At 40.0% G+C, this 16,372-nt stretch carries 18 protein-coding genes and 1 pseudogene; 1 reads left to right on the forward strand and 18 read right to left on the reverse strand.

The window, feature by feature from the left end; translation table 11 throughout:
* Positions 1 to 23: 23 nt before the first annotated feature.
* Complete coding sequence (locus tag CRI88_RS14265) at positions 24 to 905, reverse strand: LysR family transcriptional regulator (protein ID WP_036120103.1); 882 nt, start codon at positions 903 to 905, stop codon at positions 24 to 26.
* Between the two features lie 155 nt (positions 906 to 1,060).
* Here CRI88_RS14265 and CRI88_RS14270 point away from each other — a divergent pair.
* Positions 1,061 to 2,040 (forward strand): annotated as a pseudogene (locus CRI88_RS14270) (DUF2332 domain-containing protein).
* A 60-nt stretch (positions 2,041 to 2,100) separates the two neighbouring features.
* Here CRI88_RS14270 and CRI88_RS14275 read toward each other — a convergent pair.
* From CRI88_RS14275 to CRI88_RS14355, 17 genes are all read right to left on the reverse strand, one after another.
* A complete protein-coding gene (locus CRI88_RS14275; RefSeq protein ID WP_058844525.1) occupies positions 2,101 to 2,667 on the reverse strand; it encodes an NADPH-dependent FMN reductase in 567 nt (188 codons plus the stop codon).
* A gap of 13 nt (positions 2,668 to 2,680) precedes the next feature.
* Complete coding sequence (locus CRI88_RS14280) at positions 2,681 to 3,736, reverse strand: LLM class flavin-dependent oxidoreductase (protein ID WP_101966785.1); 1,056 nt, start codon at positions 3,734 to 3,736, stop codon at positions 2,681 to 2,683.
* A gap of 16 nt (positions 3,737 to 3,752) precedes the next feature.
* Positions 3,753 to 4,694, reverse strand: a complete 942-nt coding sequence (locus CRI88_RS14285) for a ring-cleaving dioxygenase (RefSeq protein ID WP_036120093.1) — start codon at positions 4,692 to 4,694, stop codon at positions 3,753 to 3,755.
* A gap of 52 nt (positions 4,695 to 4,746) precedes the next feature.
* Positions 4,747 to 5,190, reverse strand: coding sequence for a MarR family winged helix-turn-helix transcriptional regulator (locus CRI88_RS14290; protein WP_036120090.1), 444 nt, complete (start codon positions 5,188 to 5,190; stop codon positions 4,747 to 4,749).
* A 98-nt stretch (positions 5,191 to 5,288) separates the two neighbouring features.
* Positions 5,289 to 5,909: a sporulation-specific diadenylate cyclase CdaS gene (gene cdaS, locus CRI88_RS14295; RefSeq protein WP_036120087.1), complete on the reverse strand. Its 621-nt coding sequence runs from the start codon at positions 5,907 to 5,909 to the stop codon at positions 5,289 to 5,291.
* 90 nt (positions 5,910 to 5,999) lie between these two features.
* Positions 6,000 to 7,376, reverse strand: a complete 1,377-nt coding sequence (locus CRI88_RS14300) for an MDR family MFS transporter (protein WP_058844524.1) — start codon at positions 7,374 to 7,376, stop codon at positions 6,000 to 6,002.
* Positions 7,377 to 7,459: 83 nt separating this feature from the next.
* The gene (locus CRI88_RS14305) at positions 7,460 to 8,041 is read right to left on the reverse strand and encodes a TetR/AcrR family transcriptional regulator (RefSeq protein ID WP_036120081.1); all 582 of its coding nucleotides are present in this window, start codon (positions 8,039 to 8,041) and stop codon (positions 7,460 to 7,462) included.
* 114 nt (positions 8,042 to 8,155) lie between these two features.
* A complete protein-coding gene (locus tag CRI88_RS14310) occupies positions 8,156 to 8,386 on the reverse strand; it encodes a hypothetical protein (RefSeq protein ID WP_036120078.1) in 231 nt (76 codons plus the stop codon).
* Positions 8,387 to 8,691: 305 nt separating this feature from the next.
* Entirely contained in the window at positions 8,692 to 9,624 is a 933-nt protein-coding gene (gene rnz / locus CRI88_RS14315) for a ribonuclease Z (protein ID WP_058844523.1), read from the reverse strand.
* Positions 9,625 to 9,722: 98 nt separating this feature from the next.
* Positions 9,723 to 10,559 (reverse strand): class I SAM-dependent methyltransferase, encoded by an 837-nt coding sequence (locus CRI88_RS14320; RefSeq protein WP_089934751.1) that lies wholly within the window; start codon positions 10,557 to 10,559, stop codon positions 9,723 to 9,725.
* Complete coding sequence (locus tag CRI88_RS14325; protein ID WP_089934749.1) at positions 10,556 to 12,055, reverse strand: cobyric acid synthase; 1,500 nt, start codon at positions 12,053 to 12,055, stop codon at positions 10,556 to 10,558. The genes CRI88_RS14320 and CRI88_RS14325 overlap by 4 nt, the downstream gene beginning before the upstream one ends.
* 126 nt (positions 12,056 to 12,181) lie before the next feature.
* Positions 12,182 to 12,439, reverse strand: coding sequence for a hypothetical protein (locus tag CRI88_RS22515; protein ID WP_170832572.1), 258 nt, complete (start codon positions 12,437 to 12,439; stop codon positions 12,182 to 12,184).
* A 19-nt stretch (positions 12,440 to 12,458) separates the two neighbouring features.
* Entirely contained in the window at positions 12,459 to 12,995 is a 537-nt protein-coding gene (locus tag CRI88_RS14335) for a cob(I)yrinic acid a,c-diamide adenosyltransferase (protein WP_058844520.1), read from the reverse strand.
* 13 nt (positions 12,996 to 13,008) lie between these two features.
* The gene (locus tag CRI88_RS14340) at positions 13,009 to 13,569 is read right to left on the reverse strand and encodes a nitroreductase family protein (protein WP_036120059.1); all 561 of its coding nucleotides are present in this window, start codon (positions 13,567 to 13,569) and stop codon (positions 13,009 to 13,011) included.
* Between the two features lie 34 nt (positions 13,570 to 13,603).
* Positions 13,604 to 14,371 carry a uroporphyrinogen-III C-methyltransferase gene (gene cobA, locus CRI88_RS14345; protein WP_036120058.1) on the reverse strand — a complete coding sequence of 256 codons (768 nt, stop codon included), beginning with the start codon at positions 14,369 to 14,371 and terminating at the stop codon, positions 13,604 to 13,606.
* Positions 14,368 to 15,006, reverse strand: a complete 639-nt coding sequence (locus tag CRI88_RS14350; RefSeq protein WP_058844589.1) for a precorrin-2 dehydrogenase/sirohydrochlorin ferrochelatase family protein — start codon at positions 15,004 to 15,006, stop codon at positions 14,368 to 14,370. The genes cobA and CRI88_RS14350 overlap by 4 nt, the downstream gene beginning before the upstream one ends.
* Positions 14,999 to 16,366, reverse strand: a complete 1,368-nt coding sequence (locus CRI88_RS14355) for a cobyrinic acid a,c-diamide synthase CobB (RefSeq protein WP_089934743.1) — start codon at positions 16,364 to 16,366, stop codon at positions 14,999 to 15,001. The genes CRI88_RS14350 and CRI88_RS14355 overlap by 8 nt, the downstream gene beginning before the upstream one ends.
* Positions 16,367 to 16,372 lie beyond the last annotated feature (6 nt).

Genomic DNA, 16,372 nt, shown 5'->3' on the forward strand with positions numbered 1-16,372 from the left:
ATCATTTTTGACCATCTTGTGAATTATAAATAATTTCTTGTTTGCAATAAATCTAATAATCCATCTGGTACTTGTGTAGATTCCTTATAAAAGAGGTATACGGGTACACTCGGTAATGGGAAATCTTCAAAAGGAACTATATTAAACCGTCCCTCCATCCGTTCTTTTCTCACAATCATACGAGGTAAAAACGACATCCCCAACCCATCCTTTATTAGCCTTTTTACCACATAAGATTGAGAAATGGATACTTGCTTCGTTAAAATATATGTTTCTCTTAATTTACGTAATAGCTCTCCCCAAATTGTTGGATGATGATGCGTAAATAAAGTATACGTTTGAAATAACTCCTCATAATCAATATAAGTGCCTGTTTCATCATCATAGGCATCTAGGGGGATTACTAACTCTAATGGACTATCAATCAGCAGCTCTTGATGCCAATGTCGATAACGTGTTGGTAATAATGAAATACCAATATGAGCTTGATCTTGATTGACTAAATCCTCTATTTTAGCTGAATCCTCTACTAAAATTGATATCTCAAGTGAAGGATTGTCATTGATAAATTGATAGATCACATGCGGCAGAATCGTTTCAACCATTAACGGGGTCATAGCCATAATGATTTTTTCTTGAATACCTTTACTTGCTAATCGAATACGTTCAATGCTTTGTTCCCACTGATTGACCATATGCTGTGCCTCTACTTGAAAAAGCTTTCCAGCGTCTGTTAATTGCACACGATTTTTTTCGCGCTTAAATAATTGTACATGCAGAAATTCTTCTAACTGCTGGATATGAACCGTAATACTTGGTTGAGATAAATGAAGTTGTTCCGCTGCTGTACGAAAATTACAAGTCTGGGCTGCGACGATAAAAGATTGTAACCATTTATATTCCAAAATCTCAACTCAGTGATTAAAAATATTAATTAAATTTATTAAATATATTTAATTTACTAAATTATACAATAAGATTAGACTGATGATGAACTTGATTATGTATGTAAAAAGGAGAGAATCATATGCCGCACACTATATTAAGTCGTCAATTTCAGATGTTTGCTCAACAGGAATGTCAAGGCTCAAGCCCCCTTTATGAACATTTAGCTACTAAAATTGCCAATGATGAAGATTTGTTAGACATTGCCTCCTTAATCCCACAGGATCAGCCTGCGCCCAATTTATTGTTGGCAGCAGTTCATTATTTATTAGCTACATCCAATGATCCTTTGACCAATTATTATGCATCTTTAACACCCTCCCCTCATCCAATACAGGAGGTGTTCCCTATTTTTAAAGCATTCGTACTATCACATACAAATGAATTAACGACATTGTTTCAAGAAAAGCTTGTACAAACAAATGAAATTCGACGTTGTGCCTATCTCTACCCAATGATGACTGAAATCTATGCCAAACATCAACAACCATTGGCTTTCATTGAAATAGGCGCAAGTGCAGGACTTCAGCTTGGTATGGATTGCTACAATCAACAATTATCCATTATCAATACGGAAAATGATTATATGTTATTCTCGGAAAATCGTGGTGAAACACTGCCTACCTCCCTTTCCCAATCTCCTATTGTTTGTCAAAGAATAGGATCGATTTAAACCCAATTAATCTTGGAAATAAAGTAGAAAGTCAATGGCTTCAAGCGTTAATTTGGCCTGAACATCATGAACGTAGAATATTATTCCAACAGGCCCTCCCCATCATCAATCAATTAGATATTCAGTTAATAAAAGGGGATGCGATTCAACTGATTAAAAAGCTTAGTCGAATAATTGAGCAAGAGGCGATGTTAGTGATTTATCATACACATGTCGCAAATCAAATCCCCATTGAATTACGTCATAAATTAATAGAGCAATTAAAAGAAATTAGCATGGGGAGGCCTCTTTATCATTGCTATAACAATTTATTTGATACAAAACTTCATCAAGATTTTATAGATCAAGGTACTATCATATCCATACGTACAATGCCGCGTCCAGATGGGCATGCACGATGGTTTGAATGGTCAAATAGTTAGCTTAGACGCAAAAAGAAACGCTGCGTCAGACTACTTACACAGCGTTTCATCTATTAATCTTTAAAAATCATATTCTGCATCTTTTTTTGCCCGAATTTCTGCAAAGGCATCTGCTACCATGACTGTATCCTCTGCTAACCGTGCTAGTCGGAAAAGGACATCATCGTTAACAATTTCTTTGCGTAAAAAATCCTTTTCTTCTATAAATACATAGGTCGGAACGATGTGCGCTTTCATATAAGCTAGTATCGGCTTTAGTTGCTGTTCCACCATTAAATAATGCTTGGATGTACCCGCTGTCACAATGACACTGATGACTTTATCGCGGAAGGCATTGACAGGTAAAAGGTCAAAGATATTTTTTAATGTCGCTGGAATCGATGCTTGGAATGTTGGCGTCCCAATAACAATTGCATCTGCAGCCATAATGGTTTCTGTCACATATTTTGTATCGCCTTCGTAGTCGAAGTAATTACGTCCATCACTAAAAACTAGTTGATAGTCAGCAAGATCCAGTAATGTAACTTCATGCTGTGGATATTTTTCTTGTAACATCTCAACTATTTTCTGTGTTGCTGTTCTTGTTTTAGAGCCGACAATAGAACCTGCAAGCGCGACAATTTTCATGATGAGCCACTCCTTATTTTGCTGTATATTTTTTCATCGCTGGAATAATATCCTGACCGATGATTTCAATATTTTTCATAATTTTATCAAATGGTACGCCACCAAAATCGATTTGTGCCATAAAGCGTTGCATGCCATATAGCTCGTACTGATAAAGTAGTTTTTCAATAATTTGCTCTTTACTGCCAACCATTAAAGCATCACGTGTATCGGGTGCTTGAGCAAATTGTTGCTTTGGATAACCTCCGCCACGAATGGCTTGGAAACCACCATTTAAATGTGGATACATGCCTTGCAATGCCTCTTTTGTTGTATCTGCTACATAAAACAAGCTTGTTGTGGCAATAGGTAATTCATTTGGGTCAAAACCTTTGCGTTCTGCCGCTTCTCGATAGGCATCAACAGATGGTTTAAAATTGATAGCAGGTCCACCTAATGTTGTAAGCATCATCGGAATTCCCATATATCCTGCTTTAATAGCGCTGGCAGGTGGACCACCAACTGCTCGCCAAATCGGTAAGGAGCCGTTTTTGGGCTGTGGTAAAATTTGTGCATGGTGAAGTGGTGCTCGAAATTGCCCTTCCCATGTCACCAGCTCCTCGTCATTGATTTTCATAAGTAGCTCTAATTTTTCCTCAAAAATTTCTTCATAGTCCTGTAAATCAATACCCAGCAATTGGTAAGCTCCTACACGTGACCCACGTCCCGCTACAATTTCTGCTCGACCATCTGATATTAAATCAATTGTGGCAAAATCCTCATAGATACGTACTGGATCTGAAACACTTAATACAGTTGCTGAGCTAGATAATTTAATAGTGGACGTTGCCTGTGCAATAGCCCCTAACACGACTGTATGTGCCTGTGTTGTAAAGTACGATTGATGACTCTCACCAATACCAAATACATCAATGCCTGCTTGCTCAGCCAATTGACTAGCCTCTACTAGCTCTTTTAGTCGTTGCTGGGCAGAAATACGTTCGCCTGTTAATGGGTTTGGAATATGATCCCCTAAAGAGTACAGCCCAAATTCCAATCCTTTTGATTGATCGATACGATATTTTTCCATCATGTTTCATCTCTCCTTATTCTAGTGGTTCTAAAATGGCTTCAATTTCTGCACGTTTCTTTTCTAAAAAGGGTGGAAGGTCTAGCTCTTTTCCAAGATCTTCGACTGCTGAATCCACAGTAAACCCTGGACCCTCTGTCGCCATTTCAAATAAAATACCGTTGCGATCTCTGAAATAAAGACTTTGGAAATAATAACGATCGACGACACCTGTACTATCCAAACCCTGTGCCTTAATTTTCGTATCCCATTCCTGTAATTCCTCGACCGTTGCTACACGTAATGCAAGATGGTGAATACTGCCTTTACCAGGTTTCTCGCTTGGCCCTTCTAATTCTTTGACGACAATTTCTCCAAGCACTTCTCCTTCTATCGATTGCAGAATCGTTTCTTTGTCCGTTTCTGCAACAACTGTATAGTGAAATAAATCTTGTAGTAAATTCACGGTTCTTTGTAAATAGCGTACAGTGATTTCAACAGTCCCCATACCTAAAATACGATGTTCCTCCGGTATATCATTGCCATCCCATGCTTGCCATTGTGCAGGCGTATCATGCCCCTGATGATTTAACAGCACCATTCGTAATCCCTCATGATCTTCAAAAAACAAAGCCTCTTTGCCTGCATAAGTAGTGATATCGCTATGTTCTACCTCTAGCTGTTGAAAGCGTTCTTTCCAATATAGTAAGCTTTCGGAGCTAGGTACAAGTAAGCCAATACGAGTAATAGCATTCGTGCCCCGCACTGTACGTCCTGCAACGGGCATTTCAAAAAATGTTAATTCTGTACCAGCTGCTCCAGTTAAGTCACCATAAAATAAGTGATACATAGATGGTGAGTCTTGATTCACTGTTTTTTTCACACGTCGTAACCCTAAAATAGTTGTATAAAAATGATTATTCTGTTTGCCATTTTTCGTTAGCATGGATATATGATGGTGTCCATTTAATTTATTCATCCTACTGTTCCTCCTTTTTCACTTGACTAAGCAAGTGATGTTGTAAAAAAAATTACACGGGCGGCAATTTTTTTTCTCGGCTATGCTTTTCAAGCTTTGTCATCACTTTATATAAAGATTTTATTTCTTCATCTGATAATACTTCTTCAAAAAATGAGGATTGGAAGTGAAGTTGACTTGGTGTTGCTGCATCAATCATTTGCTCCCCTTTTGCCGTCAATGAGATAGCTTTGGTCTTCCAATTTTGTTTACGCTCGATTAGTCCCTCTTTTTCAAGTCGGGCAAGCATGCGAGACATGCCACCTTGTGTAACTGTTACTTTCTCTGCTAATTGAGATTGAGTGATCGGTGCATACGTTTGGATTTGGATTAACACATCGAATTGTGCCGTTGTTAAATCGAAACGCTTTAAAAATTCATTCGATAACTGGTTACTTTGCGTTGTAAAGCGCATCATACGAATCCATGTTAATGTGCCTAATGTATGATTTCTCATGACTTCATCCTCCCTTCAGTTATCACTTTACCACGCAAGTGATAACATTGCAAGAACAATATCTCGAATTTGAGATATTGTTTTACAGAGGAGAGTCCCTATATGATGCCAGGTGATGTAATCGGGTATAAATTTCCCTGAAAAGCAAAAGAAATCCTACCTGTTTCTTCTGAGACGACCATCACAAGTGCATCACTTACTTCACTTAATCCTAACGCTGCACGATGTCTTGTTCCTAATTTTTTTTCACCAGTTTGACGGTCTGATAATGGCAGTACATTCGCTGCCGATTCAATTTGATTTTGATTGACGAGTACCGCTCCATCATGTAATGGATTACCTGGAAAGAAAATGGATTCTAATAAGGAATGCGTTAAATCTGCCCCAATATGAATACCAGGCTGCATCAAATTCACTAACGAATCCTGTCGTTGGATGACAATTAAACCACCATGTCTTCTCAACGACATATTTTGCACACTATGTGATAATTCCGGATACTTTTCTGTAAACGGGGAAAGATAACAATTTAAATAAAACGTCGCGGCTTTCATTTCAATTGTCATAAATCTCTCTTTAATTTTCTCAAAATTGCCAAGGAGACAATTTGCATCTGTATCCATTTCTTGCACACTTTGCTGTAAGGACATAATCACTTGGAGAAGCTCATCTTTTAATGTTTCTTTCATTGGTGAAAAATCACAATTTATTGGATTCATAAAAAGCACCTCTCTTTTCTAAAATTGTGAAGCTTCTTCTTCCATTAGTTTCTCTCGATAAACTATTTTTATGCGTCAAGGAGATGGTGGCTATTTGGCATTTGGCTTCTTCATATATAAAGACAGTAGTAGTCCCACAGCACTTAAAATCGTTGTGACAATAAACGCTGTGCGAATGCCATTTAGCATAGCATCAGCAACACCCATTTCTTGCTGTAAAGTAGTTACCGTACTCATGATGGTTACAAGTAATGCCGTTACTAATGCACCACCGACCATACGCAATGTACTATTCATCGCTGTCGCATGTGCCATCAAATGGGTAGGTAAGGCATTCATGCCAGCGGTTGTCAGCGGCATCATAATCATTGAAATCCCAAAGGAAATCATCGTAAAGAGACATGCCAGTAGCCAAAGTTTTGTATGCATTGATAATGCTATGAAAGCACCTGAACCAATTAAGATACTGGTGAACCCTACCAGTGCTAAGCCTTTTCCACCCACTTTATCGAAAATCTTCCCTGTCACTGGCGACAATATACCCATTACAAGCGCACCTATCAATAAAACCAGCCCTGTTTCGAGTGCCGACAGCTGCCGTACATTTTGAATATAAAATGTGATAAGTATTTGTGTACCAATCATGAGGGCATAAACTAAACTCGATAAAAAAGTTGTAATAGAGAACATGGCGGATTGAAATACACGAAATTCAAGCATTGGTTTAGGCAATTGAAGCTGACGTCTAATAAATAGAAACAGCGTAATTCCTCCTACCATTAATGATGCAAGTACTGGCATTGATTGAAATCCAACAGCTCCTGCGATGCTGAAACCATATAACAGGCCACCCCAACCTAAAGAAGAATAGACGATAGAAAGAGCATCTAGCTGCCCCTCTTTTTTTGTCGTGACATTTTTCATAAAAATCGTGGCCACAGTCAAAACAATAACTGAAACGGGTAAGACAGTAAAAAACAGATGTCGCCATGTAAAATGTTCTAAAATCCAGCCTGATAATGTTGGGCCTATTGCTGGTGCAAAACCTGTTACAAGGCCAGCTAGCCCCATAATGGAACCTCGCTTTTCTTTTGGATACATCGTTAATAAAATCGTTTGCATTAAGGGCATGATCACCCCTGCTCCAGCCGCTTGAATAACTCGAGCCATAAGTAAAACCGTAAAGGTTGGGGCAAAGGCGCCTAAAAATGTACCCATACTAAATAAAGTGAGAGCCACTATTAACAGTAATCGATTGGAAAAACGACCAATCAGAAAAGCTGTAATAGGTATGAGAATACCATTCGTTAATAAATATACTGTCGTGAGCCATTGTGCTAAATTAGCATCAATCTTGAAATCGTTCATAATTGGTGGCATAGCTATGAGTAATAATGTTTGATTGAGAATAGACACAAATGCTGCAGATAGTAGAATTGCTACTATGACATTTCTTTTTTCGTTCATGAAACTTCCCCCTAAATAGTATGTTAGTTAGTGATAACTAACATTTTACTTAAAAAATATATGCAAACTATGTGAGTGAACCATTAAACACAGACTCCACTCACAAAAGTAGCAACTAAATGTTGAATAAAAATTTCTTGTTGATCTTTTAGAAAATGTTGGTCCCATAGCGCATTGGAAACAAAAAAACCAAACAGGCTCGTTAAAAAAACAATGGCTTGTCCGTTTGTATCTATTTCCTTCATCTTTCCTTGTTCAATTTGAGATTGAAAATAAACGGCCAGTAAGCTTAGTAATTGTTTAGTTTGGTTATCCGAAATTGTATCCATTAACCCTGGTAGCATACTTCTATCTTGTGTAGTAATGAGAAAAATTGGTTTATTTTTTTCCATAAAGGCTAGATATGTGTTAGCAATTTGCTTTAAATCATTCTCTAAGTTTCCGGATAAATCTTGTGCAAATAAATGTTCAAAGTATGGGATATATGAGTGGCTTTGCAGGACAGCATGAAGAATTCCTAGTTTTGTTTCAAAATGACGGAAGACAGTCATTTCACTAACACCAGCAGTGGCAGCAATATCTTTTACCGAAACATTCGAATAGCCCCTTTCTGTCATTAGACTTGTTGCTGCATCAAGAATTTTATCTTTTGTGCCTTTTTTCATTGTACACGCCTCCAAAATGTTAGTTATGACTAACAAAAATATAGAGGATAGAGCTCAGTTTGTCAAAAAAAATGTGTTGTTACTAGAATACATTCTAATAACAACACGGATGAGCTACATATGACCTGCCCGAATTTTCTTCACAATACTAAAAGTCGTGTAGGCAGCAGCAGGTGCTAATACGATAATAAAAATAATCCAAACGGTTAAATTATTTGTTGCTTTTAGCGTTTCATAATTCGAGATGACAAAAATAATTAATCCGAATAGTAATAAATAGCTCAGCACATTTGGAAAAATAACAATTAATCGCAATAGTGCTGGCGGCATCTTTTGTTGATTCAATTAAACCACACCCCTTTTTTCAATTATACGGGAAGTGAAGGATCGATTGTACTATATTTTTCCTTTTAAACGCTATATTTACCTGCAAATCGTTGGCGTTTTTCTACTGTTGTATTTAATTGGTTGATCAATGTAGTTATGCTTTTCATATTTTCCGCTTGATGTATAGCCTTCTGAGCAAATATCTTTCTCCTTGGCTAGTAACAAACATTCCATGAGTCGAACTGAAAATAGTGATAGTAAGAACTATATATAAAAAACATCTATTAGTTGCATGTCAATCAATAGATGTTTTTTAAATTAGTTTAGATTAATTTATTATTTTGCCAAGTAAAAATGGCTTGATCGGATGTCAGTAATGTTTGGGGGAAAATTGCTTGTGCTTCTGCCAAAAATTGTGGTAAATCCTGTGGAAGAAAACGGGCACTTAAATGATTTAAAAGCAAGTAGTCTGCGCCAGCTTGCTGTGCGACTTGTGCTGCTTCCACATTGGTAGCATGACCATAGCTGGCTGCTAAAGCAGTCAGTGTCCCATCAAAGGTCGCTTCATGTACAATGATGTCAGCATCCCTTGATAATTGAATGGCCTCTTCGCAATATTTCGTATCGCCCAAAATCGTCAGTGTGAAGCCCTTTTTTGAGGGGGCAACAACGTCTTTTGCTTGAATCACATGCCCATTTTCAAGCACGACATCGTAACCATTTTTTAATTGACCAAGCAAAGGGCCTTTAGGAACACCAAGTGCCTGTGCCTTGTCGATTAATAATTCACCAGGTAAATCCTTTTGTTCAATACGATACCCATAGCATGGTACAACATGGCGCAATTCCTGTGCATAAATTGCAAAATGAGCATCCTCAAAAATAATCCCTTCTTGCACTTCTACAAAATACAGTGGATACGTTAAATGGGTTTTAGATAAGGCTAATGTTTGTTCAATCCATTGCTGTAAACCTGGGGGACCAAAGATCGTTAAAGGCTCATCCCCTCCTTGAAAGGAACGAGAGCTTAAAAACCCTGGCAATCCAAAAATATGGTCGCCATGTAAATGTGTAATAAAAATTTTTGTTACTTTACGTGGCTTTAACGATGTGTGTAGGATTTGATGTTGTGTAGCCTCCCCACAGTCAAATAGCCACATTTCGCTCACTTCATCTAATAACTTGATCATCAATGCACTCGTATTTCGCTCTTTTGAAGGCATGCCTGCGCCTGTCCCTAAAAAATGTAGTTGCACATATGCCACCTCACTTCTTGTTTCTATCGTTTTATTGTACCTTAACATACCCAATAAGAAAAACCCTTGGTGAACAGATTTCTCCAAAGGTTTCTCTTTTATTTTGGTTGCCATGAGACAAGGGCTGCATGAAAGTCATGACGATAATAATAGCGTCCCTCTTTTTCTTCAATAAAAGGTGAGAGAGCTTCTTCCACATGTGCTTGCTGGACATTTGCCGTTAAAATTTTTTTACTTTGCGTTGTAACAAGCTGTTCATAGCTTTCATATTCATAGACACGTTCCAAAGGGATAATTTGACAATCCGCATAAATATTCATCTCATACAGTAGATTTAAAAATTCTATATAATCTCTACGAGGAAACTTAATTTCATAGCCATACTTTTCATATAATCGCTCATAGTGAGGCTGAATAGGACCTGTCGTCATGCCAATGATGGCACGCTTTTTCGCAAGCCGATTCATATGGGATAAGGCGGCTTTAATTTCATACATCCGATAAAAACAATTCACGCCCAAAACGATATCATGTGGCTCAATTTCATCACTTTCTAGACTTTCCCATTTCGCATGAACATATGAAACATGCTCCTGATGAGGCATACACTGTTGTAAGTAATGCAGCATGCTTTCAGAGCTATCCACACAGGTTAGCTTGTCCACTCGCTCAGCCAATGGAAACGTATAATTACCCCATCCTGGCCCAATTTCTAATACAGAATACTGTGGCTCAATACTTTTTTGAAGCTCCTGAAAAATGCGTTGGGCATAAGGATCAGTTTGTCCTATTTTTTTACGTGCAACGGATTGAGCCCAAAATTGCTCCTCTAACTGATCATTGACCATGCGCTCCGGCATCATTCCATGCCAGTCTTTCATGCCCTCCTGCCATAATGCCTCATAATTAATGGCTAATGGTCCTTTTCTTGTCATATAGATACCTCTAAAGATAAAATTTCATATATTTTTTTCATATCCAGATTTGCTCGAACATGGTCGGCTAACATATTATAGGCGTCCTCTCTTCGTTCTGCATCACTTTTTACATCATTCGGTAAAGCCATTAACCCTTTTTTCACTCGTATTTCATTGACAAGCTGACGAGTAAAGGTGCGATTATGGAACATGCCATGAAAATACGTACCAATCACTTGCTCATCATGACTCACTGCGCCATCTTCTCGACCATCCTCTAGCAGTAGAAAAGGTGATACTTCATCACGTAAAATTTTCGTACGTCCTAGATGTATTTCATAGCCCGTCAATGTATCCTGCCCTCTTGTTCCTGTCATTTGTACCGTTTTTTTAGTGCCTACAAAAATCGTTTCCATTGGCAATAGCCCAAGACCATTTGCAGCTTCACCATTTCCCTCCACTGCTTCAGGGTCTAGTAATGTTTCACCAAGCATTTGGAAACCACCGCAAATGCCAATAATTTTTGTGCCGCGCTCACGTAAATGGGTAATAGCTTGATCGAAGCCCTGTGCTTTTAACCAAGCTAAGTCATCCATTGTACTTTTTGTTCCTGGCAGTATAAGCAAATCCGGTGTGCCTAGCTCATGGACATTGCTAATTAAACGTACACCTACTTCTGGCTCATCGAAAAAGGGATCAATATCAGTGAAGTTTGAAATACGGGGTAAACGAATCATCGCTACATCGACAGTAAATTCGCCTGGTTTTGGCTTTTTAAAGCGTAATGACGATAATGCAAGGGAATCCTCTGCTTCAATATTGATATTGACATAAGGAATCACACCAAGCACCGGGATACCTGTTTCTCTCTCCACCCATTCAAGACCATCATCTAATAATTCACGCATGCCTCTAAATTTATTGATGATTAATCCCTTAACACGGGCGCGCTCATCATCATCTAGCAACGCCAGTGTACCAACAATCGAGGCAAAGACCCCACCACGATCTATATCAGCAACAAGCACTACCGCTGCATCTGCTAAATGTGCCATTCGCATATTAGCAATATCACGATCCTTTAAGTTAATTTCAGCTGGGCTACCTGCCCCCTCTAGGACAATGACATCATATGTATTTTGTAGCGTACGGACAGATTTTTCAACGATTGGCATTGCCTCTTGCACAAAATTATTGCGATAGCTTTTGGCATCCATATTTAAAAAATGCTTACCATGGACGATGACCTCAGACATCATATCTTGCTTCGGTTTCAGCAGAATAGGATTCATATCAGTCGTCGCAATAACACGGGCTGCCTCTGCCTGCACCCCTTGTGCACGGCCGATTTCGCCACCATCCTTCGTAACAAACGAATTAAGAGCCATATTTTGCGATTTAAACGGGACAACACTTAGTCCATCATCCGAAAATATACGACAAAGTGCCGTACAAATCATACTTTTTCCAACATCGGAAGCCGTTCCTTGAATCATAATCGATTTAGCTGGCATAGTCACTTTCCTCCGTCATTATTGGTGTAACGCAGTATATTGTATTAGAGCTGTGCGGGTTTGCCTTCATTTCGGGAGTATTCTCGGAGCAAGCACGAGTATTTCTCTCCGCTCCGCGAGTATTCTTTAGACAAGCGCGAGTATTTCCCTTCGCTCCGCGAGTATTCTTTGAGCAAGCGCGAGTATTTCCCTTCGCTCCGCGAGTATTCTTTGGGCAAGCGCGAGTATTTCCCTTCGCTCCGCGAGTATTCTCGGGGCAAGCGCGAGTATTTCCCTTCGCTCCGCGAGTATTCTTTGGGCAAGCGCGAGTATTTCCCTTCGCTCCGCGAGTATTCTCGGGGCAAGCACGAGTATTTCTCTCCACTCCGCGCGTATATTTTTCACCCAGCAATGGTGAAGGGCTTTAAAATTCTAGCCCTTTCACCGCTGGGATGCCTTCATCATAGTAATGCTTTGTTGCATCGATGGTTGACACTAAATCAGCCATTGCCGTTAAGGCAGGGTTCGCGCTTCGACCTGTGACCACCAAATGCATCGTCGATGGACGTTGCTGGATCGCCTCTATGACTTCTGTTAGTGGAAGGACATCATCGATAGGAAACTTGGTGATAGCCAATGCATTGTTTAGTTCATCTAGCACCAATAAATCAATACTGTCGTCTTGCAGGGCGGCCTTCGTTTTTTTCCATGCTTTAGCTAAGGCAGCACGATGCTCTTCAGGTGTCTTTGTCCATGTAAAGCCGATACCCATTTGCTCCATTTCCACACCTAACTTGCGAAGGGCAATTTGCTCACCGTACGTACGCTCAGGTGATTTAATAAACTGCATATAGCGCACATTTAAGCCACGGCCAACTGCACGTAATGTGACACCTAGAGACGCCGTTGTTTTGCCCTTTCCTTCACCTGTATATACTAAAAACAAGCCTTTTCTTGCCATGTGAGTAGCCCCCTTACAGCCATGTTGTCTTTTCTGCAAATGGTGTACGCTTTTTGTCGCTTTGCTCCTGCTCTTGTGGATAGCCAATAAATATCGTACCGACTACTTTTTGAGAGGCACTTGCACCAATAAATGCATGCATACGTGAATCATGCACGAGCCCAACACCACGTGTACGCCAAACAAAACCAAGACCTAGCTCATCTGCAGTGAGCCACATGGACATAATGGCACTACATACGGCAAAAACATTATCCTCTGTCGCATCCGTATCACCTTCAACAATGTCTGCAGTAACAACAATGGCTACAGGCGTTGTTTGCACAACCTTTAAAGAGCTTTCCACTAAGTTCGGCTTTGTGGGGAAACGCTCTTGTAAATAGGCACTCGCCATTTCTTCATAACGCTTCATTGCCTCATCTTGAATAACATAAAAATGCCAAGGCTCACGCATACGGTCATTCGGAGCATAGGTGGCTGCTTGTAAAATTTGCTCAATTTTTTCTTTCTCTACTGGTTGTGTTGTGTAATTTCGAATGGCTCTACGCTTTTTTAATGCTTCGATAACGGTCATGTTGCTTCCTCCTTGTGCCTCTTCTAAGAAATGATTATGAAAATGTTAATCCCTGCTCTTCAAACCATTGAATTTTCTCACGTACATTGACTACCTCTCCCACGACAATCATCGAAGGATTATGATACCCTTCACGTTCAATAATGGCCGCTATCTCATCTAGCTGTCCTGTAATCGTGCGTTGTTGAGCAGTTGTTCCCCACTCAATGACCGCTACTGGCGTTGTGGCCTGACGTCCGTTTTCAATTAATTTGCGAGCAATGTAGGCAATATTTCCAACACTCATGTAAAATGCGACGGTATCAATACCTGTAGCCAATGCTGGCCAATTCAAAAAATCCTGTCCTTTTTCTTCACGACCATGCCCCGTCACTAGGGCAAAGCTTGTCGCGAAGTCTCTATGTGTCACTGGAATCCCTGCATAAGCAGCTGCAGCAATGCCGGCTGTAATACCAGGAACGATTTCATAGGTTATGCCATGATTTTTTAATATTTCTGCTTCCTCAGCACCACGTCCAAATACAAATGGATCGCCACCCTTCAGACGTGTCACAACTTTACCTTCTTGTGCTTTTTCAACAAGTAAGGCATTAATTTCATCTTGAATAAGGTGGTGCTTACCTGGAAGTTTACCGCAATAAACGAGCTCTGCATCCTTTTTTGCAAAGTCGAGCAATGTGGGATTCACAAGACGGTCATAGGCAATCACATCAGCTTTTTGAATACATTCCAGACCATACACAGTGATGAGCTTCGGATCCCCAGGACCTGCACCAACGATATATACTATTCCTTCCTTCATTGCTTCGCTCCCATCAAAAGTTGTTGTAAATAGGCTTCACGTCTATCAATCTCTCCATGACGTGTCCATTCCAGAATGCTTGGCTCTAGCAATGCTTGTAATGCCGCCCGTCTTTGCGGACCTTTATCATACTTAGCAGCAATCATTAATCGTGCTTGCTGTAAAAAGCATACATAGTCATCATAAGCATCATCGAATTGATCTTCTAAATCTGCTTTGATCTTGCGCGCTAGACTTGGGCTTGCTCCCGATGTCGAAACAGTTAACACCAATGGGCCACGACGAACAGTAGCAGGTGTAATGAAATCACTTTCACTTTGTCTATCCGTTCGATTGATTAATTGCCAATGCTGTGCCGCCTCTTGAACAGCTTCGTTTACAGCCGTCACATTCGTTGCAGCAATAATGAGAATCGCATCATCCAAATCACGTGGTTCAAATTCCTTCTGCTTCCAAGTAATTTGCCCCGAATCGGCAAGTGGCTGTAATGTATCATGTAGGGTTGGACTGACTATGACAATATGGGCCTTTGCGGGTAATAGAGAGGCTACCTTCTGCGTTGCCACGTGTCCGCCACCTACAATCACTACGGTTTTATATTCTAGATTGATATGAATAGGAAAATAATTAGTCATCATTTTTCACCTTCTTACAAGCTGTTAACCAATTGTCAACTAGCTTTGGGTTTGATACAAAATGGAAATGTGTATAACCAGCCACCAAATTCCCTTTTTTATAGCCTTCTTGCTTTTTGCCAAAACGACCAATCGTCTCGTAGGCTGGTGTGTTGTGGGTACCACTATATTTAGAATAATGGAATTCATGGCCCTTCGCTTCTTGCTCCACACCAATTAAGAAATTATCTGCTGTGCCAAAAATTTCACGATAGCCTAGTGCTGCAAGCTTTGTCTGCATGGCCACTTCCCCTGGAATCACACCTACCATTTCATAGCGTTCACCCTGACTATTTGTAATAGCCTCTGTTAAATACATAAAGCCACCACATTCCGCTAATGTTGGCAGTCCTTTGGCAATAGCGTCTTGAATAGAGTCTTTCACGACTGTATGTGAAGCCAATGTCTCTGCGAATTCTTCAGGAAAGCCACCACCAATATAGAGGCCATCTGCTTCTGATGGTACAGGCTCATTGGCAAGTGGAGAGAAAAATTGTAATGTCGCGCCTTTCGCACGTAGCAAAGCTAAGTTTTCTTCATAATAAAAATTAAATGCTGCATCCCTTGCAACCGCTATACAAATATTTTGTGAAGGCTCCTCAGCAAATAAATGACCTGATTCATGTAGGATAGGGGCTTTTGTTAAGTCAAGTAATTGATCCAAGTCAATCGTTTCTGCCATAAGGTCACCTAGTTTATCAAAAAATGAATCTAGTTCTCCCCTTTCAATGGCGGGTACTAACCCTAAATGACGACTCGGAATATCGATGCCTTGTTCACGTTTTAAATAGCCGATGACAGGAATGCCACATTCTTGTTCAATAGCCGCCTTGGCGATTTCATAATGACCGACACTGCCCACTTGGTTCGCAATAACGCCAACGATCCTCGGTTTATCTGACAAAACTTGAAAGCCTCTTACAACAGCTGCTACACTACGCGCCATACTTGCACAATTAACAATTAAAATAACAGGGCTCTCTGTCACTACACTAATATCTGCGGCAGAGCCAGCATCTGATAAAGGACTTTTGCCATCATAGAAGCCCATCACACCTTCAATAATGGACACATCCGCATCCATACTTGCGCGTGCCACAATATCACGTACTGCTTCATGGGAGAACATCCAGCTATCAATATTGCGTGATACTCTACCTGTTACAGCCGTATGATACGTTGGATCGATATAATCAGGGCCACATTTAAAGCCCTGCACTACTTTTCCTTTATTTTGTAGTGCTTTCATCAGTCCAATGGTGAAAGTAGTTTTGCCTACCCCACTACCCGTACCAGCTAGTACAAAACGATTTGTTTGCATGGACTT

The sequence above is a fragment of the Lysinibacillus fusiformis genome, assembly GCF_002845985.1.
Taxonomy (GTDB): domain Bacteria; phylum Bacillota; class Bacilli; order Bacillales_A; family Planococcaceae; genus Lysinibacillus; species Lysinibacillus fusiformis_D.